Here is a 17,948-nt window from a genome sequence, read left to right as displayed (position 1 = left end):
GGCAGTCTAGCCAGGGGAGTGGTCCGACCAATCTGGGGATGCTGCGGGTCGATTCGCCAACAGAGGGTGTTCCGGGGGTGAAGTGGTCTGATAAGTAAGAGGGAGCGACGTCCCCTTGGATCTCCCGGAAAGGCCTTCCGTGCCACCGACCCCCGCCCGCGTCAGCGCGGTCGACACCTCCGACATCCGCTTCCCCACCTCCCGTGAACTCGACGGCTCCGACGCGATGAACCCGGACCCCGACTACTCGGCGGCGTATGTCGTCCTGCGCACCGACGCGGGCGACGGGCACGAGGGGCACGGGTTCACCTTCACCATCGGGCGGGGCAACGAAGTGCAGGTCGCCGCGGTCGAGGCGCTGCGCGGGCACCTGGTCGGCCGGTCCGTGGACGGGCTGTGCGCCGACCCGGGCAGCCTGTACCGCGATCTGACCGGCGACAGCCAGTTGCGGTGGCTGGGGCCGGAGAAGGGCGTGATGCACATGGCGATCGGCGCGGTCGTCAACGCCGCCTGGGACCTGGCCGCCAAACGCGCCCGCAAACCGCTGTGGCGGCTCCTCGCCGACGCCGAGCCCGAGTGGCTCGTCGGGCAGGTCGACTTCCGGTACCTGACCGACGCGCTGACGCCCGAGGAGGCGCTGGGCCTGCTGCGCCGGGGGCGCAGGGGCGCGCCAGAGCGCCGGGACGCGCTGGTCGAGCGCGGCTACCCCGCCTACACCACCTCCCCGGGCTGGCTCGGCTACGACGACGACAAGCTCACCCGGCTCGCCTCCCGCGCGGTCGCCGACGGCTTCCGGCAGATCAAGCTGAAGGTGGGCGCCGACCTGGCCGACGACATCCGCCGCTGCCGCATCGCCCGTGCCGCCGTCGGCCCGGACGTCCGGATGGCCGTGGACGCCAACCAGCGCTGGGACGTCGACGAGGCGATCCGCTGGACCAGGGCGCTCGCCGAGTTCGACCCGTACTGGATCGAGGAGCCCACCAGCCCCGACGACGTCCTCGGCCACGCCGCGATCCGCCGCGCCGTCGCCCCGGTCAAGGTCGCCACCGGGGAGCACGCCCAGAACCGGATCGTCGTCAAGCAACTGCTCCAGGCCGGTGCCGTCGACGTCGTCCAGCTCGACGCGGCCCGGGTCGGCGGCGTCAACGAGAACCTCGCCATCCTGTTGCTCGCCGCCAAGTTCGGCGTGCCGGTGTGTCCGCACGCGGGCGGGGTGGGCCTGTGCGAACTCGTCCAGCACCTGGCGATGTTCGACTTCCTCGCCGTGTCCGGGACGACCGAGGACCGGGTCATCGAGTACGTCGACCATCTGCACGACCACTTCCTCGACCCGGTCGTGATCCGGGACGGCCACTACGCGGTGCCCACCGCGCCGGGCTTCTCGGCGGCGATGCGACCGGAGTCGATCGCGCGGTACACCTATCCCGGCGGCACCTTCTGGAGCGCCGACCGCGCGGCCGGGGGCGACGAGGGGAGAGCGGCGTGAGCGACTTCGCAGGGCTTGCGGCGCTGGTGACCGGCGGCGCCTCCGGCATCGGCCGGGCCACCGCCGAACTCCTCGCCGAGCGCGGCGCCCGGGTCGCCGTACTCGACCTGGACCCGTCACCGGTCGGTGCGCCGCTGCTCGGCTACCGAGCCGACGTCACCGACGACACCTCCGTGCGTACGGCGGTGGCGGCGGCCGTCGCCGACCTGGGCGGGCTGGACGTGCTGGTCAACAACGCCGGGATCGGCGCCCAGGGGACGGTCGAGGACAACGACGACGCCGAGTGGCACCGCGTCCTGGACGTCAATGTCGTCGGGATGGTCCGCACCGCGCGGGCCGCGCTGCCGCACCTGCGGCGCTCCGCGCACGCCGCGATCGTCCACACGTGCTCGATAGCGGCGACCGCGGGCCTGCCGCGACGCGTCCTCTACAGCGCGACCAAGGGCGCGGTGCAGTCCCTGACCCTGGCCATGGCCGCCGACCACGTCCGCGAGGGCATCCGCGTCAACTGCGTCAACCCCGGCACCGCGGACACCCCGTGGATCGGCCGTCTGCTGGACGCCGCCGACGACCCGGCCGCCGAACGCGCCGCGCTGGAGGCCCGCCAGCCCACCGGGCGGCTGGTCTCGGCGGCCGAGGTCGCGGGTGCCATCGCCTATCTCGCCAGCCCGCTGTCCGGCGCCACCACCGGCACCGCCCTCGCCGTCGACGGCGGCATGCAGGGCCTCAGGCTCCGGCCGGTGACCGGATGACCGGGCTGAGCACGCTGGGCTTCGGGGGCGGAGCCATCGGCAACCTCTACACCGAGGTCACCGAGGAGCAGGCGTACGAGGCCGTGACCGCCGCCTGGCAGCGCGGCGTCCGCTACTTCGACTCCGCCCCGCACTACGGCCTCGGCCTGTCCGAACGCAGGATCGGCGCCGCCCTGCGCGAGCACCCCCGCGACCGGTACACGCTTTCCACCAAGGTGGGCCGCCGCCTGGAACCCGCGGCGGGGACCGGCGACGACCTCGCCCACGGCTTCGCCGTCCCCGCCACCCACCGCCGCGTCTGGGACTTCACCGCCGACGGCGTACGGCGCACCCTGGAGGGCAGCCTGACCCGGCTCGGCGTCGACCGCGTCGACATCGTGTACCTCCACGACCCCGACGACCACGCCGAGGAAGCCCTCCGGGACGGCTACCCGGCGCTGGAGAGGCTGCGCGCCGAGGGAGTGGTCGGCGCGATCGGCGTCGGCATGAACCAGTCCGCGCTGCTCACCCGCTTCGTCCGGGACACGGACATCGACGTGGTGCTGTGCGCCGGGCGCTACACCCTGCTCGACCAGGCGGCGCTGACCGACCTGCTGCCCGCCGCCCTGGCCCGCGGCGTGTCCGTCGTCATCGGCGGCCCCTTCAACTCCGGTCTCCTGGCGGACCCGAGGCCGACGGCGACGTACGACTACGCCCCGGCCCCCGCCGAGCTGCTGGACCGGGCGCTGCGGATGCGGGCCCTCGCCGAACGGCACCAGGTGTCGCTGCGCGCCGTCGCCCTGGCCTTCTGCGCCGCGCACCCGGCGGTCGCGAGCGTGCTCGTGGGCGCCCGCTCGGCCGCCGAGGTGCACGACTGCGCCGACCAGTTCGCCACACCGGTTCCCGCCGCCGTCTGGCAGGAACTGCGGACGACGGGCCTGCTGGCGCCCGACGCTCCCGTGCCCGCCCCGGAGCCGTCATGACCGTCGTCGACGCCCACCACCACGTATGGGACCTGTCCGTCCGCGACCAGCCGTGGCTGACGGCCCCCGGACTCGGGCCGCTCCGGCGGAACTTCACCGTCGCCGACCTCGCCCCCCACGCCCACGCCGCCGCCGTCACCCGCACCGTCCTCGTCCAGACGGTCACCGTGCCGGAGGAGACCCCCGAGTTCCTCGCCCTGGCCGCCGACCACGAGCTGGTCGCCGGTGTCGTCGGCTGGGCCGACCTCACCCGCCCGGACCTCGCCGACGAACTCGCCCGGCTTCGGGAACTGCCCGGCGGACGGTATCTGAAGGGCATCCGCCACCAGGTGCAGGACGAGCCCGACCCCGAGTGGCTGCTGCGCCCGGACGTCCAGCGCGGGCTGGCCGCCGTGGCCGCCGCCGGACTCCGCTTCGACCTCGTCGTACGGCACCACCAGCTCCCCGCCTGCGTCCGGGCCGCCGCCCGCCACCCCGGGCTCACCTTCGTCCTCGACCACCTCGGCAAGCCACCCGTCGCGCACGGCCACCTCGAACCCTGGGCCACCGCCCTGCGCGACCTCGCCGCCCTGCCCCACACCGTCGGCAAGCTCTCCGGCCTGGTCACCGAGGCCGCCCCCGGCACCTGGAGCGTCGACGACCTGCGGCCGTACGCCGAAGTGGCCCTGGAGGCCTTCGGTCCGCACCGGCTGATGTTCGGCTCCGACTGGCCGGTGTGCACGCTCGCGGCGACGTACGGCGAAGTCGTCGACGTGACGAGGCAGTTGATCGACCAGCTCGCGGACGGTGAGCGCGCGGCGGTCCTCGGGGTCACCGCCACCCGCGTCTACGGCCTCTGAGACACCCCGGACAGCCGCGTCGGCGGCAGGAACTCCCGTACGAAGCTGCGTTCCCAGCACGCGCCGGTCTCCCGCAGTTCCCGCCAGGTGGTGTAGCGGTAGTGGAAGAGACGGGCGCGGATGAAGCGCGGGGGCTCGTCGGGTGGGAACGGTGAGCGGCGCAGCAGCTTCAGGGTGTCCCGGTCGTTCTCCAGCAGCCGCTCCACCAGCGCCCCGAACCACGCACCGGCGTAGGCGGGCGACAGCGCGGCGAACCACATCAGCCAGTCCAGGCGCAGGTGGTAGGGCGCGAACTGGCGTGGCCAGTGCCGTGGATCACCGGGCTTGCCCTTGAACTCGTACTCCCGCCACTCCGAGTCCTCGCGGGGGGTGTCCTCCGACGTGCCCTCGATCACCACCTCGTACCGGATGCGGCTGACGCTGCCGAACGCGCCGTAGGTGTTGACCAGGTGGAGCGGGTCGAAGGAGCGGTTCATGATCTGGCGGCGGGAGATCATGTTGCGCACCGGCTGGTAGCTCAGACACAGCAGCAGCGCGGCCACGGCGAGGACCACGACCACGTACCAGAGCGGCGCGTCCGGCACGGACGGCGGGTCGGCCGGGAAGCGGACCGCCGACAGGGCGAGCACGATGGTGATCCAGTTCAGCCAGGAGAAGTTGCCGGACAGCACCAGCCACAGCTGGGTGACGATCATCAGAGCGGCGGCGGCCGTGGAGACGGGATGCGGGGCGAACAGCAGCACGGGCACGGCGAGCTGGGTGACGTGGTTGGCCGCGACCTCGGCCCGGTGCAGCGGCTTCGGCAGATGGTGGAAGAACCAGCTCAGCGGGCCCGGCATGGGCTGGGTCTCGTGGTGGTGGTCGAGGCAGGTCAGCTTCCGCCAGCACGCGTCGCCACGCATCTTGATCAGCCCCGCCCCGAACTCCACCCGGAACAGGATCCAGCGCAGCAGGAACAGTACGACGACCGGCGGCGCCACCTCGTCGTTGCCGAGGAAGACCGCGAGGAAGCCGACCTCGAGGAGCAGCGACTCCCAGCCGAACGCGTACCAGGTCTGGCCGACGTTGACGATCGACAGGTACAGCAGCCACGGCACCAGCCACAGCAGCATCCCGCCCCACAGCGGCAGTTGCCCGTCCACGCCCGCCAGCAGCGCCACCGACACCGCGCACCCCGCCCAGGCCCAGACCGCGAAGAACCGGTCGGAGTAGTGGAGGTGGAACACGCTCGGCGCCTGCCGGAAGGGCACCCGCGCCACGAACCGGGGCACCGGCAGCATCCCGCGCTCCCCCAGCAGCGCCCGGAACTGCAGGGCAGCCGTCAGGAAGGCGACGAGGTACACGGCGGCGAGGGCCCGCTGGAAGACCAGTCGGCTCAGCCAGTAGTCGGTAGCGGTGAACCAGTCCACGGTCGTGCGTCCTCCCTCCCTGCCACCGCCGTCGCCAAGGGTGTGCGGTCGTTCCGTTTGCGTTACCAGTGTGGGTGAAGCAGACAATGGTGACGAATCTGGCCGAGACCGAGCGGGAGTGAGCGGTGCGTACCTCCACCGGAATCCTGGCCACCGCGCTGCTCTGGGCGGCGCTCCTCGTCACCGGCTGCACCGACGACGGCGCCCCACGGCCCGGCCCCGCACTCCTCCTGCACCCTGCCGGAGCCCAGGGCCCGGACCCCTTCACGGACTCCACGGCCACCACCCCGGCTACCCCGCCCACGCTCGCCCGAACGCCGCGCTCGGCGCCCGCGCCGCACGGCATGGGCGCCCCGGCGACCCTGACCGGTCTGCGCGTGCTCTCCGGCGGCACCCCGGGACTCTACGGCGGCTCCGAGCGGACCCTCAGCTGCGACGTCGAACGGCAGACCGACCTGCTGACCACCGACCCGGCCCGAGCGGGCGCCTTCGCCCAGGCCATGGGGGTGGCGCCGGAGGAACTGTCGGCCTATCTGCACTCCCTCACCCCGGTCGTCCTGCGCGCCGACACCCGGGTCACCGACCACGGGTACCGCGCGGGGCGCGCCGTGGACCGCCAGGCCGTGCTGCAGACGGGCACCGCCGTGCTGGCCGACGAACGGGGCCTGCCCCGGGTGCGCTGCGCCTGCGGCAACCCGCTGAGCCCGCCGCGCGCGCTGCCGGGCGGCACCGCCACCGACGGCAGGCCCTGGCCGGGCTACCGGCCCACCGAGGTCGTCGTGGTGGCCCGGGCGCCCCGGGTGATGAGCGGCATCACCCTCCTCGACGTCGCCGACAACACCTGGATCGAACGGCGCATCGGGCACGCGGTCCAGCACGACCGTCCGCTGCCGCCACCGGATCGGCCGCCGCGGCCTCAGGCGCCGGTGCGGGAGAGCCCGGAGCCGACGCCGACCCCTGGGGACCGGGAGCCGTGGCCGACGGAGCCGCCCGAGCCGCCCGGGCCGCCCGGGCCGCCCACCCGGCTCTCGGTGGACGCCCCCGCCTCGGGTCTGCCGCCCACCGACGAGACCGGCCCCGACTCCGTCCCGGACACCCCCGACCTGCCCGACGGCGGCGGGCTGATCCCGGACGCGACGGATGCCCCGGACGGGCCAGACAGCCCAGAGGGCCCGGAGACCCCGGACGGTCCGGACACCCCCGATCCCCCGGACGCCCGGACCAGCGAAGACACCGAAACCGATGACCCCCTCCCGGTCGAATGAGCCACAGACGAGTCGAAGAATCGGCCAGATCCTGGCAAGGTGGGCGCATGGCTGATCGGGGAGCGAGCGCCCTTTCACTCCCGGACGACTGGCCCGCCCACCCGGACCCGATCCTGGCGCTCAACCGCATGGGCACCTTCGACTGGGACCTGGACACCGGCCTGATGGTCATGGACGCCCAGGCCCACGAGATCTTCGACCTGCGCCCCGACGAGTACGACGACCACCCCGAGACCCTCGGCCAGCGCGTGCCGCCCTCCGAGTCCCGGCGGATCGACACCTACGTCTCCCAGGCGCTCAAGGACGGCAGCCAGAACTACGGCGCCTACTTCCGCGTCCGCCGCCGCGACGGCAGCCTGCGCTGGACGCACACCCAGGGCTACATCAGGCGGGACGAGACCGGCCTCCCGCGCCGGATCATCGGCATCGTCCGGGACGCCACCGAGGAACTGCAGGACCTCCAGGCCCGCCGGGCCCAGAACGCCGACGACGACGCCCGGCGCCAGCAGACCAACGTGGTCGAGCTGACCACGGCCGCCCTCGCGCACGCCCGGACCGTCCGGGACGTCATCGACGTCCTGAAGGACACCCACGGTCTGATGCACCTCGGCGCGACCAGCCTGGTGATGGGCCTGGTCGAGGCGCACCGCATCCGGCTGATCGCGGAGGGCCCGGCGGGCAGCTTCGTGCCCGGCACCCAGGTCACCGGGATCAACGAGCAGTACCCGATGAGCGAGGTCGTACGCACCCTGCGCCCCCGCTTCATCGAGTCCGCACAGGACTTCGCCGAGAGCTATCCGCTGCTGTGGCCGCACATCACCGACCTGCACATCACCTCGGCGGCCTATCTGCCGCTGATCGCGCAGGCCCGCCCGATCGGCGCGATGGGCCTGCTCTACAGCGACCGCCGCGGCTTCACCCCCGAGGAACGCAACATCCTCGTCGCCCTCGGCAGCAGCATCGCGCAGAGCCTCCAGCGCGCCATGTTCTACGAGCAGGAGAAGGACCTCGCCGAGGGCCTCCAGCACGCGATGCTGCCGCGCACCATCCCCAGCGTGCGCGGCGCCGACGTGGCCGTGCGCTACCGCTCGTCGGAGGTCGGCGGCTCCCTCGGGCGGGACATCGGCGGTGACTGGTACGACCTGATCCCGCTGCCCGGCGGCCGGGTCGGCGCCGTCATCGGCGACGTCCAGGGCCATGACACCCATGCCGCCGCCGTCATGGGCCAGCTGCGGATCGTGCTGCGCGCCTACGCCGCCGAGGGCCACACCCCGGCCACCGTGATGGCCCGTGCCTCCGTCTTCCTGCACGAACTGGACACCGACCGCTTCGCGACCTGCCTGTACGCGGAGGCCGACCTCGCCACCGGGGTGGTGCAGGTGGTGCGGGCCGGGCACATCGACCCCCTGGTGCGGGCCACCGACGGCAGCTGCCGCCGGGTGCCCGTCGACGGGGGCCTGCCGCTCGGTCTGTCGGCCGAGTTCGGCAGCCTGGAGTACCCGGTGTCGACGCTCGAACTGGACCCCGGTCACACCCTGCTGCTGTGCACGGACGGCCTGGTCGAACAGCCCGGCGCCGATCTCGACGACGGGATGCAGATCCTCACCGGGATCGTCGCCACCGGCCCCGACGACGTACGCGACCTCGCGGACCGGCTGATCGAGGTGGCCGGGGAACGCGGCGGCGAGGACGACGTGGCGCTGCTCCTGCTGCGCCGCCGCGGACTGGACGCCCCGCAGACCGGTGGCCGCCTCCAGCAGCACGTGGCGCCGGGAGACCCCGAGGCGCTCACCCAGGCCCGGCACATGATCCGCGCCGCGGTCCGCTCCTGGGGCGCCGCGGACCGCGCCGACGAGATCGAACTCGTCGCCGACGAACTGGTCACCAACGCGCTGATGCACACGGAGGGCGCCGCCATCCTGACCCTGCGCGTGCTCACCGGCGGCGACCGCAGGCTGCGCGTCGAGGTGGAGGACTCCTCCAGTGCCCTGCCCCGCCGCCGGGAGGCGGGCGAGTCCGGGGTCTCCGGGCGCGGCCTGCTCCTGGTCGACCTGCTGACGGACGTGTGGGGCGTGGAGGCGCGCGGCGGCGGCAAGGCCGTGTGGTGCGAGTTCGTGGTGCCGGTCAGGCGCTGAGCAGCAGCCGCTGGCACCCTGGACGTATGCCGGAACTGCCCGAGGTCGAAGCGCTCAGGGACTTCCTGACCGAGCATCTCGTCGGTCATGAGATCGTCCGGGTGCTGCCGGTCGCCATCAGCGTCCTGAAGACGTACGACCCACCCCTGTCCGCCGTGGAGGGCCATGAGGTCACCGCCGTGCGGCGGTACGGCAAGTTCCTCGACGTCGAGACCGGCGGCGGCCCGCATCTGGTGACCCATCTGGCGCGCGCGGGGTGGCTGCGGTGGAAGGACCGCCTGCCCGACGGCCCGCCGAAGCCGGGCAAGGGCCCCCTCGCGCTGCGGGTGGCCCTGGAGACCGGCGCGGGCTTCGACCTCACCGAGGCGGGCACCCAGAAGCGGCTCGCGGTGTACGTCGTGGCCGATCCGCGGCAGGTGCCGGGCGTGGCCCGGCTCGGCCCGGACCCGCTCGCCGACGACTTCGACGAGGCACGGCTGGCCGCGCTGCTCAAGGACGAGCGCCGCCGGATCAAGGGCGCGCTGCGCGACCAGGGCCTGATCGCCGGGGTGGGCAACGCCTACAGCGACGAGATCCTGCACGCCGCGAAGATGTCCCCGTACAAACTCGCCGCCTCCCTCACCCCCGAGGAGTCCCGGACCCTGTACGAGGCCCTGCGCGGCACCCTCACCGAGGCCGTCGAGCGCTCGCGGGGCCTGGCGGCGGGACGGCTGAAGGCGGAGAAGAGGATCGGCCTGCGCGTGCACGGCCGGACCGGTGAGCCCTGCCCGGTGTGCGGCGACACCATCCGCGAGGTCTCCTTCAGCGACTCCTCGCTCCAGTACTGCCCGACCTGCCAGACGGGCGGCAAACCGCTGGCCGACCGCAGGATGTCCAGGCTGCTCAGGTAGTGCCGAGGCGGTTCAGCGGGGTGCCGTCAGCTTCACCAGCGACACCCCGTCCGCCGTCCGCACCTCGTAGTGGTCGATCTCGTCGAGGTGCAGGGCCGCGCCGCCCCGCATGGTGTTGGGGCGGGCGTCGTGCCGGGGCACCGTCCAGGTGGTGACGGTCTCCTCCGAGCCGTCGCGGCCGACGGCGACCAGTCGGCACACGCGCGGGCCCGCCGCGTCCTTCACGGTGACCTCCACCTGGCTGCCCCAGGCCTCGTCCTCGGTGGTGACCTGCGCCCACACACCCGACCGCGGGTCCGTCGCCGCCACCCGCACCGCCCCGTCGCCACCGCCCGCGAGGACGGCGATGCCGGGCCCGGCGACCGCGAGCACCACCGCCGCCGCCACCGCGTACAGGTGCCGCCTGCGGCGGACCCGGCGCCGGGCCGCGACCTCGCCGAGCAGCCGGTCCAGGAACCGGGGACCCGGCCCCGCCATGGGGTGCACCGAGCGCGGCGTCGCCCGCCGGTAGAGCATCAGCTGCCGGGTGGCGGGGCCGAATTCGGTGATCCGCGCGCTACAGCTGGCGCAGTCCATGAGGTGGTCCTCGAAGCGGAACGCCTCCGCCTCGTCCAGCACGCCGAGCGCGTACGCGCCGACGTCGCGATGCCTCTCCAGGGACCTCATGCCGGAATCCTCGTGCCTTTGGGTGCGGGTGGGGTTACTCCTTGCTCCCACCGGTACGCACCAGGCAGCCGAATCACTCAAGGCGTACACCGAATCGCAACCTGGTGATTCGGAGCCGCCCGGCCCGTGGATTGGTCCGATGCCGGGGAAATCCGCAGACGACCGACGACGGATCACTGGCGACGAGATCCGCGCGGGTCAGAACAGCGGGTCAGAACAGATGGATGGCGAGGTGCCCGAGCGGCAGCCCGAGCTGCCACGCCGGTGTCCACACCTTCGGTCCGTCGTCCTCGCCCACCGCCGCCGCGCCGCCCGGCACCGCGTTCAGGTCCGGGGCCAGCAGCTCGGTCTCCTCCAGCCAGCGCCAGGCGGCGCGGGCCAGGTCCAGGTCCGGCGCCGCGTCACCGGACGCGGCGGCCTCGGCGCGCAGGTGCGCCATCCGCTCGCTCACCCAGTCCTGCCACGGCTGGTCGTACGCCGTCAGCGACAGCCAGGTCTCCAGCTGGGAGACGACCTGGATGCCGGACAACTCCCCCTCGCTGTCGGCGAGGAAGATCGTCAGCGCCAGGGCATCGCGCCCGGCGCGGAACTCGAAGGACGTCGGCGGCATCAGATCGCCGGTCCGCAGCAGTTCCTCCGCGATGTACTCGGCGTACAACCAGGCCATGGGGACGGTCAGTTCGCCGCCGTCAGTGCCGCCTGTACTCGGTTGACCTCTGTCCTGCATCCCTTCCTGCCTTCCTCCGGTGCCTGCGCGCGTCGCCCGACCCCCGAGTCCCGCTCCGGAACACGGATGAGGACAGCCGATTACCCAACCGGGGTCCGCGGCAAGGCGCTTTACGGAGGCTTGACCAGGCTCTCGGTTTCACCGCAGGTCGGCGGCATATCCGGGAAGCACCCGGCGCAGGGCGCGCAGCGCGTAGTACGCGCGCGACTTCACGGTACCGGGCGGAATCCCCAGGGCCTTCGCCGCTTCCGCCACACTCGCCTCCTGGAAGTACACGAGCACCAGGACTTCACGGTGCTCGGGAGTGAGTGTCTTCACAGCCTCCCGTACGTCGACGGCGGCGGCGGACCGTTCGGCGTGATCGGCGCACACCCGGGCGTTCTCCAGCACCGCGTCGCCGACCTCGGGCGGGCGGGCCTGCCGGGCCCGGCGCGCGTCGATCGCGAGCCGCCTGGCCACGGTGAGCAGCCAGGGCCGTACGGAGTCGAAGGCGTCGGCGCGCAGTGCCTCGGGATGCTGCCAGGCACGTACCAGGGTCTCCTGCACCAGGTCCTCCGCGCGCTGCCGGTCGCCGTCGCACAGCCGCAGCAGCAGTGCGAAAAGCGGCCGACCGTGCTCGCGCTGGAGGGCGGCCAGCTCGTGCTCGGCGGTCGTCGTCACTTCGGTGAGTGTGGTTCCGGCCGTCATGGCCGTATGGCATCGCAGGGCACGGCGCCGGGACAGACGGCGGACAAGGATCTGCGACGGACGGTCGATCGAGTCGACGAACGGTTCGACGAACGGTCCATGGACCCGGTGGGCGGACACCGGACGGGTTAATGGGGGTACTGGGGCCGTTTGCCACCTCATCCAGATTCGTACCTATTTATGCGTAAATACGATTGATCGCGCTCTGGGGTGAACGGATGATCGCACGCAGACACCAGGTGGCCCTGGCCCTGACCGCCGTGCTCGCCGCGGGCGCCGCCTGCCAGGCCGAGCGCCGGGAGCCGCCCGACCGGCCCGGACGCCCCGCCCCCACCACCTCCGCCGACCGCGGCTTCACCCTGGTCGCCTCCGGGGACGTCCTCCCGCACACCTCGATCATCGACCGGGCCCGCTTCGACGCGGGCGGCCAGGGCTACGACTTCCGCCCGATGCTGGCCGGAATCGAACCGGTGGTCTCCCGCGCGGACCTGGCCCTGTGCCACATGGAGACGGTGTACGGCGAAAACGGGAACTACACGGGCTACCCCGCCTTCAAATCCCCACCGGAAGTCGCCCGGGGGCTGGCCGAAACCGGCTACGACGGCTGCTCCACCGCCTCCAACCACACCCTCGACGACGGCGCGGCCGGAATCCGCCGCACCCTGGACGCCCTCGATCGCGCGGGCGTACGGCACGCGGGCTCGGCGCGCACGGAGGACGAGGCGCGCACCGTCACCGTGCTGCGCGCCGGAGCCGCCCAGGTCGCCCACCTCTCCTACACCTACGGCACCAACGGCCGTCCCCTGCCCGACGGGGAGCCCTGGGCCGTCAACCTGATCGACGAGGCCCGCATCGTGGCGGACGCGCGCACGGCCCGGCAGGCCGGTGCGGACGTGGTCGTCGTCTCGGTCCACTGGGGCACCGAGTGGCAGGAGACCCCGGACCGCCAGCAGCTGACCCTCGCCGACCGGCTCACCGCCTCCGCCACCGGCGACCGCCCGGACATCGACCTCGTCCTCGGCACCCACGCCCATGTCCCGCAGGCCTACGAGAAGGTCAACGGCACCTGGGTGATCTACGGCATGGGCGACCAGATCGCCGGAGAGATGGTCAACCACCAGGGCGCGGTCGACCCGCGCGGCAACCAGTCCACCGTCGGCCGCTTCACCTTCACCCCGCCCGCGCGGCCCGGCGGGCGCTGGGAGGTCACGCGGGCCGAGTTCGTACCCCAACTCTTCGACGTGGACGCCGGGCGGGTGGTGAACCTCAACACCGCCCTGGAGCAGGGCGCGGACGTGCGCGCCGTGCGCGACCGCGTCCGCGACGTGGTGCTGAGCCGGGGCGCGGCGCAGGACGGCCTCGTGATGGGGGAGTGAGCGCCGGGCCGGGCGGCCTACGGCACCACGGTCACCGGCCACCGCCCGGCCTTCACCAGCCGGATCGCGACCGACCCGACGATCCGGTGCCCGGCCTGCTCGGAGGCGCCCACGACGACCGCGTCCGCCTTCAGCTCGTCGGCGGCCCTCACCAGGCCGTTGTACGGGTCGCCGCGGAACGTGTGGAACTCCCAGCGGATCTCGTATATGTCCTTGACCCGCTCGGTGGCGTCCCGGATCTGGGCGACCAGATCCTCGGCGATCTCGTCGGTGGTGTCGGCGACGGGCGCGCCCAGCGCGGCGCCTCCGGCGAGCAGCGGCTGTACGTACACCACGGCCAGCAGCGCCCGCTGCCGCCGGGCGAGGCCACCGGCGTACGCGGCGGCGCGCAGCGAGGAGTCGGAGCCGTCGACTCCGACGACGATCACCTTCGGGCCGTCGGTACCCCGCTCGAACCGTTGCGCGTGCTGTTCCGTCACGGGGCGAGGTTATCGGACGGCGGTTGGCCGTCCACGCGGCGGAGCCGCCTGTCGATACGGCCCCGCGCCCCTGGTTCCCTGTGCGCCGGGCGGGTGGACTCGTGCCGCCGGACCGGTGGTCGTGCGGGGCCGTGGGGAGCGGGCGGGCGACTGATGAGTCATGAAGAAGGATCAGTTGCTCACGCGGCGCCGGGCGTTGATCGCGGGGACCGTTGGACTGGGAGCGGCCGGGACGGCCGGGGTGTTCGCCCTCGGGGCGGGGGGTGAGGCGGCGCGGTCCTCCGCTCCGGCCGCCGGGCCCCCGGTGCGGCGGCCGATGAAGCCCTCCGCGTATCGCCTCCAGCCGCTCGCCGGACACGGTCCGCCCCGGGCCGTGCCCCGACTGCCGCCGGTCCGTCGGGAGCCGCTGCTACGGGTCTCCGGGCTCGGCCGCACCATGGTGCTGACCTTCGACGACGGCCCCGACCCCCGCTACACCCCGGCGATCCTGGACACCCTCGCGGAGTACGACGTGCGCGCGATGTTCTTCGTCTGCGGGGAGATGGTGGCCGAGAACCGGGACCTGGTCGCCCGGATGGCCGACGAGGGCCATGTCGTCGGCAACCACACCTGGTCCCACCCCCTGCTCACCCGGCTGCGGCGCTCCCGCGTCCGCGCCGAGATGGAACGTACCTGCGAGATCATCGAGGACACCTACGGCGAACGCCCCGAGTGGTTCCGCGCCCCCTACGGCGCCTGGAACCGCGCCGCCTTCCAACTCGGCGCCGAACTGGGCATGGAACCGCTCGCCTGGACCGTCGACACCCTCGACTGGACCAGCCCGGGCACCCGCACCATCGTCTCCCGGGTCGAGGACGGCGCCGCCCCCGGCGTCGTGGTGCTCTCCCACGACGCCGGGGGCGACCGCACCCAGAGCGTCCGGGCCCTGCGTGACTATCTGCCGGATCTGCTGGACTCCGGTTACCGCGTCACCGTTCCCCGGCGGCGGTACGCCTGACGGGGAAAGCGCCCGCCCGGTCGAGCCCTTTCACCGTTCCCTGGCGGCGGTCCGCCTGACGGGAATAGCGCCCGCCTGGTCGAGCGCTGTCACCGTTCCCTGGCGGCGGTCCGCCTGACGGGAATAGCGCCTGCCAGGTCGAGCCCTTTCAGCGGACCTCGACCAGGCGGGCGAAGACGACCACATTGCCGTCGTAGCCGTTCTGCTGGGAAAAACCGCCCCCGCAGGTGATGACCCGCAATTCCGAGGCGCCCTTGGAGCCGTAGACACGGTCGCCGGGGAAGTTGTTCTTGTCGAACACCTCGATGCCGTAGATCTCGAAAACGGCCGTCTTCCCGTCCTGCCGTGACACCTCGACCTGACTGCCCTTTTTCAGGGCGCCGAGCCCGTAGAACACGGCGGGGCCCTGCTTGTTGTCGACGTGGCCGACGACGACCGCGGTGCCCTTCTCGCCGGGGGAGACGGCGCCGGTGAACCAGCCCGCCAGGTTGGGGTCCTCCGGCGGCGGCGCGTCCACCCAGCCCGCCGCGTCCAGGCCCACCGGCATGATGGGCGCGTCGACCTGGATCGACGGGATCCGCACCCGGTCCGGGACGGCGTACGGCAACGGCAGGGCGGCGGGCGGGAAGACCTGCCGGGAACTACGGCCGTCCGCGTCCGCCGCCGCCGCGGTGGCGGGCTGCGGCGGGCCCACGTCGAACTCTCCCGAACCATTCCGAATGAGCGCGAGACCGGTCAGCAGAACAAGCGCTATCACGCCCCACGGGGCGCGCTTCTTCCGCCGCTCCTCCTCCTCGGCCAGCTCGGAAACAGACATTCGCCTTCCCCTCTCGACGAGGCCGTCGCCCCGTCATTCCGCGCATAGGAGCACGCTAAATGGCATGCGCGGAACCGGCGACGGGGCAGATACGAACGGGTGGCCCCGGCGTGGCGTGGTGCGCCATCCGAGTTGCCATCGGCAGGAAATTTCTGACAGACCGTGACCTGCGGTGATATGCGATTGTGTGGTTGTCCGGCGGCGTGTCGGCTCACCAGGACGGACCATTCCCGACATGCGGGTCCGTGCGGCGCGTTCGAGGGTCGTGTGCGGGAGGCGCTTTCTCGCCGATCGACCGGGGACGGGCCCCGGGGCGTCTTCCGCGGAGGACCACATGCGTAGAACACGTGCCCTGGCGGCCTCGGGCGCCGCGATCGCCGCGCTCGGGCTCGCCGCCCCCGCCGCCGTCGCCTGGGACACCCCGAGCAATATCGTCGCCCTGCCCAGCGTCATCGCCCGCGGCGGCCAGCTGACGGTCACCGTCGACGGCTGCCGCAACGGCGGCACCATGACCTCGGGCGCCTTCCCGACGTCCCGGCTGACCCCCATCCACGGTGCCAACGAGACCGCCAAGGGCACCGCCACCATCAACAGCAACGCCCGGCCGGGACCGTACGACATCACCGTCAACTGCGGTGGCCGGACCCTGACCCGCCCGGCGGCCTTCACCGTCATCGGCGGTGTCCGCGGCGGCATCGGCGGCAGCAGCACCAGCGGTGCGACGCCGACCGACATGGCGATCGGCGGCGGTCTCGTCGCCGCCGCGGTCATCGGCGGTGGCGTCTTCTGGATGCGGCGCCGCGCCGAGCGGCGGGTCTGAACCGGCCCCGTACGACAGCGGCCATGCCGTGCTCGCCCCGGAACCTTGGGTTCCGGGGCGCAGGGCTTGGGTCAGGCGCCGTCCTCACCGCTCCGGCGGCGCGAGAGGTGGTACGCCACGCCCACCGAGCCGGTGACGAGCGCGAGGCCGAGGCCGATCTCCTGGAGGTCGAACCCGGCGAGGGTGCCGCCCCCACCGGCGTGCACGCCGTGCTTGGGCACCACGTGCTCCTGCTTGGGCACCACGTGCTCCTGCTTCGGCACCACGTGCTCCTGCTTGGGCTGGTGGTCGGGGCGGTGGTCGGGACGGTGCGTGGCACCGCCGCCCGTGATGGTGAGGTCCGTCGAGCCGCTCAGCCCGTCGCAGGCGAACGTCACCCGGTACGTCGCCCCCGCCCGGGCGTCCCGGTCGACGACCGCGGTGGCCGAGGAGTGCCCCGGCCGGATGTGCACGGTGTCGAAGACGCCCGACGTCACGGTGGCGGTCCCCCGGCAGCCCCCCGCGTCCCGGTCCACCCGCAGGGTGACCTGCCCACCGGCCGCCACGGACGAGGGGGTGACACTGATGCCGAACGCCGGGCCGGTGCCGTCGGTGTTCGCGACGGCGGCCGGCGCACAGGAGCTGAGGGCGCCGATGCCCAGCAGCGCGGCCGAGGCGACGCATATCGCGCGCATGGTGAATCCTCCGGGTCTCCGAGGAGCGGCGGCGGACCGGTTCCGCTCGCGCCAGAAATGCACCTCGATGCCCGAAACGCTAAGAAGGTGTCCGGCGGGGCGCGATCGTAGTAGTGCGAACGGGTTAACCGGGTGGGCCGTCCGGGGGACGGCGGCGGCGTGGCGTCCCCGTCCCCCGGACGGCCCGTTCCCGTCAGTCCCCGGCGCCCGGGAACAGCGTCAGGAAGGGATCCGCCGTCGCCGCCAGCCCACGGCTGAACGGCGCGTCGAAGTCCCAGATCAGGAACAGCAGGAAGGCGATGAGCGCCGAGAACAGCGCGGCGAGGATCAGCTCGCGCGGGGTGCGCCGGATCTGGAGGGCCAGGATCATCCCGATGGTGACCACGGCCCCGACGATCAGCCCGAACCACACCACCCCCGGCATGGTCGGCTCGGTGGAGTCCGCCCGCGCGGCGCGCGCCTGGTCCGCCGCGGCGGCCTGGTCGACCAGCGGTTGGTAGGCCTGGGCCTCGAAGTCGGTCGCGGGCTGGTAGTCGGTGACGTCGCGGCGGATGCGCTGCATCATCTCGTCGCCGCGCTCGGTGACGGCTCCGCTGTCGGCCATCACCTTCCACTCGGTGTCGACGACGTGTCCGACATAGGAGTTGACATCCTCCCGAATCCGGTCACGCACGTCGGCGGGATAGACCCGGACCCGCTCCGAGATCTCGTGCAGCGCCTGCGCCTCGGCCCGCACATGGTCCTGCGCCATGCCACGGGCCTCCCAGACCCCGGCGATGGCCAGACCCAGGACGATGGCGTACACCACGCCGATCCACATCGTCATGTACTCGATGACGTCCGGGGTCTCGCTGGGATCCTCGTCGTCGTCCGCGCTGCGGTGCCGCAGCAGGGTGATGATGACCACCAGGGCACAGGCGGCCACCATGGCGAGGGTGAGAACAAGCCATTCCGGCAAGGGGTTCCT

The 17,948-nt window shown here is 72.9% G+C and carries 18 protein-coding genes; 10 read left to right on the top strand and 8 right to left on the bottom strand.

Going from position 1 to position 17,948, the window contains the following annotated elements:
- Positions 1-139: 139 nt before the first annotated feature.
- Genes ACFVQG_RS33205 through ACFVQG_RS33190 form a run of 4 tightly spaced genes read left to right on the top strand, consistent with a single transcriptional unit; the run spans position 140 to position 4,039 of the window.
- Positions 140-1,486 carry an enolase C-terminal domain-like protein gene (locus ACFVQG_RS33205; protein WP_383390696.1) on the top strand — a complete coding sequence of 449 codons (1,347 nt, stop codon included), beginning with the start codon at positions 140-142 and terminating at the stop codon, positions 1,484-1,486.
- Positions 1,483-2,238, top strand: coding sequence for an SDR family NAD(P)-dependent oxidoreductase (locus tag ACFVQG_RS33200; protein WP_383390694.1), 756 nt, complete (start codon positions 1,483-1,485; stop codon positions 2,236-2,238). The genes ACFVQG_RS33205 and ACFVQG_RS33200 overlap by 4 nt, the downstream gene beginning before the upstream one ends.
- Positions 2,235-3,200, top strand: coding sequence for an aldo/keto reductase (locus tag ACFVQG_RS33195; protein ID WP_383390692.1), 966 nt, complete (start codon positions 2,235-2,237; stop codon positions 3,198-3,200). Before ACFVQG_RS33200 ends, ACFVQG_RS33195 begins: the two co-directional genes overlap by 4 nt.
- Complete coding sequence (locus ACFVQG_RS33190; RefSeq protein WP_383390689.1) at positions 3,197-4,039, top strand: amidohydrolase family protein; 843 nt, start codon at positions 3,197-3,199, stop codon at positions 4,037-4,039. The genes ACFVQG_RS33195 and ACFVQG_RS33190 overlap by 4 nt, the downstream gene beginning before the upstream one ends.
- Here the strand turns inward: ACFVQG_RS33190 and ACFVQG_RS33185 are convergent.
- Positions 4,027-5,448 (bottom strand): lipase maturation factor family protein, encoded by a 1,422-nt coding sequence (locus ACFVQG_RS33185; protein WP_383390687.1) that lies wholly within the window; start codon positions 5,446-5,448, stop codon positions 4,027-4,029. The genes ACFVQG_RS33190 and ACFVQG_RS33185 overlap by 13 nt on opposite strands.
- Positions 5,449-5,573: 125 nt before the next feature.
- Between ACFVQG_RS33185 and ACFVQG_RS33180 the strand changes: the two genes are divergently transcribed.
- Genes ACFVQG_RS33180 through ACFVQG_RS33170 form a run of 3 tightly spaced genes read left to right on the top strand, consistent with a single transcriptional unit; the run spans position 5,574 to position 9,738 of the window.
- Positions 5,574-6,713 (top strand): DUF6777 domain-containing protein, encoded by a 1,140-nt coding sequence (locus ACFVQG_RS33180; RefSeq protein ID WP_383390685.1) that lies wholly within the window; start codon positions 5,574-5,576, stop codon positions 6,711-6,713.
- A gap of 47 nt (positions 6,714-6,760) precedes the next feature.
- Positions 6,761-8,848: a SpoIIE family protein phosphatase gene (locus ACFVQG_RS33175; RefSeq protein WP_383390683.1), complete on the top strand. Its 2,088-nt coding sequence runs from the start codon at positions 6,761-6,763 to the stop codon at positions 8,846-8,848.
- 26 nt (positions 8,849-8,874) lie between these two features.
- A complete protein-coding gene (locus ACFVQG_RS33170; RefSeq protein WP_383390680.1) occupies positions 8,875-9,738 on the top strand; it encodes an Fpg/Nei family DNA glycosylase in 864 nt (287 codons plus the stop codon).
- Between the two features lie 12 nt (positions 9,739-9,750).
- On the opposite strand, the gene ACFVQG_RS33165 is transcribed toward ACFVQG_RS33170, so the two are convergent.
- The 3 genes from ACFVQG_RS33165 to ACFVQG_RS33155 all read right to left on the bottom strand — a co-directional run bounded on the left by ACFVQG_RS33165 (position 9,751) and on the right by ACFVQG_RS33155 (position 11,818).
- Complete coding sequence (locus tag ACFVQG_RS33165; RefSeq protein WP_383390678.1) at positions 9,751-10,404, bottom strand: zf-HC2 domain-containing protein; 654 nt, start codon at positions 10,402-10,404, stop codon at positions 9,751-9,753.
- Between the two features lie 211 nt (positions 10,405-10,615).
- A complete protein-coding gene (locus tag ACFVQG_RS33160; protein WP_383390676.1) occupies positions 10,616-11,131 on the bottom strand; it encodes a hypothetical protein in 516 nt (171 codons plus the stop codon).
- Positions 11,132-11,269: 138 nt separating this feature from the next.
- Positions 11,270-11,818, bottom strand: coding sequence for a sigma-70 family RNA polymerase sigma factor (locus tag ACFVQG_RS33155; protein WP_383390674.1), 549 nt, complete (start codon positions 11,816-11,818; stop codon positions 11,270-11,272).
- Between the two features lie 218 nt (positions 11,819-12,036).
- Between ACFVQG_RS33155 and ACFVQG_RS33150 the strand changes: the two genes are divergently transcribed.
- Positions 12,037-13,194, top strand: a complete 1,158-nt coding sequence (locus tag ACFVQG_RS33150; protein WP_383390671.1) for a CapA family protein — start codon at positions 12,037-12,039, stop codon at positions 13,192-13,194.
- A 17-nt stretch (positions 13,195-13,211) separates the two neighbouring features.
- Here the strand turns inward: ACFVQG_RS33150 and ACFVQG_RS33145 are convergent, their stop codons facing one another.
- Positions 13,212-13,673 (bottom strand): universal stress protein, encoded by a 462-nt coding sequence (locus ACFVQG_RS33145; protein ID WP_383390669.1) that lies wholly within the window; start codon positions 13,671-13,673, stop codon positions 13,212-13,214.
- 160 nt (positions 13,674-13,833) lie between these two features.
- Between ACFVQG_RS33145 and ACFVQG_RS33140 the strand changes: the two genes are divergently transcribed.
- The gene (locus ACFVQG_RS33140; protein ID WP_383390666.1) at positions 13,834-14,670 is read left to right on the top strand and encodes a polysaccharide deacetylase family protein; all 837 of its coding nucleotides are present in this window, start codon (positions 13,834-13,836) and stop codon (positions 14,668-14,670) included.
- 148 nt (positions 14,671-14,818) lie between these two features.
- Here the strand turns inward: ACFVQG_RS33140 and ACFVQG_RS33135 are convergent, their stop codons facing one another.
- Positions 14,819-15,487: a class F sortase gene (locus ACFVQG_RS33135; RefSeq protein ID WP_383390662.1), complete on the bottom strand. Its 669-nt coding sequence runs from the start codon at positions 15,485-15,487 to the stop codon at positions 14,819-14,821.
- A 334-nt stretch (positions 15,488-15,821) separates the two neighbouring features.
- Here ACFVQG_RS33135 and ACFVQG_RS33130 point away from each other — a divergent pair, with 334 nt between their 5' ends.
- A complete protein-coding gene (locus tag ACFVQG_RS33130) occupies positions 15,822-16,307 on the top strand; it encodes a hypothetical protein (RefSeq protein WP_383390659.1) in 486 nt (161 codons plus the stop codon).
- Between the two features lie 71 nt (positions 16,308-16,378).
- On the opposite strand, the gene ACFVQG_RS33125 is transcribed toward ACFVQG_RS33130, so the two are convergent.
- Together ACFVQG_RS33125 and ACFVQG_RS33120 are read right to left on the bottom strand one after the other, a co-directional pair.
- The gene (locus ACFVQG_RS33125; protein ID WP_383390657.1) at positions 16,379-16,981 is read right to left on the bottom strand and encodes a hypothetical protein; all 603 of its coding nucleotides are present in this window, start codon (positions 16,979-16,981) and stop codon (positions 16,379-16,381) included.
- A gap of 193 nt (positions 16,982-17,174) precedes the next feature.
- Positions 17,175-17,939: a DUF4239 domain-containing protein gene (locus ACFVQG_RS33120; protein ID WP_383390654.1), complete on the bottom strand. Its 765-nt coding sequence runs from the start codon at positions 17,937-17,939 to the stop codon at positions 17,175-17,177.
- Positions 17,940-17,948 lie beyond the last annotated feature (9 nt).

Origin of the sequence: Streptomyces sp. NPDC057877, from assembly GCF_042796855.1 — a bacterium.
Taxonomy (GTDB): domain Bacteria; phylum Actinomycetota; class Actinomycetes; order Streptomycetales; family Streptomycetaceae; genus Streptomyces.
This window is presented reverse-complemented; position numbering and strand designations above follow the sequence as displayed.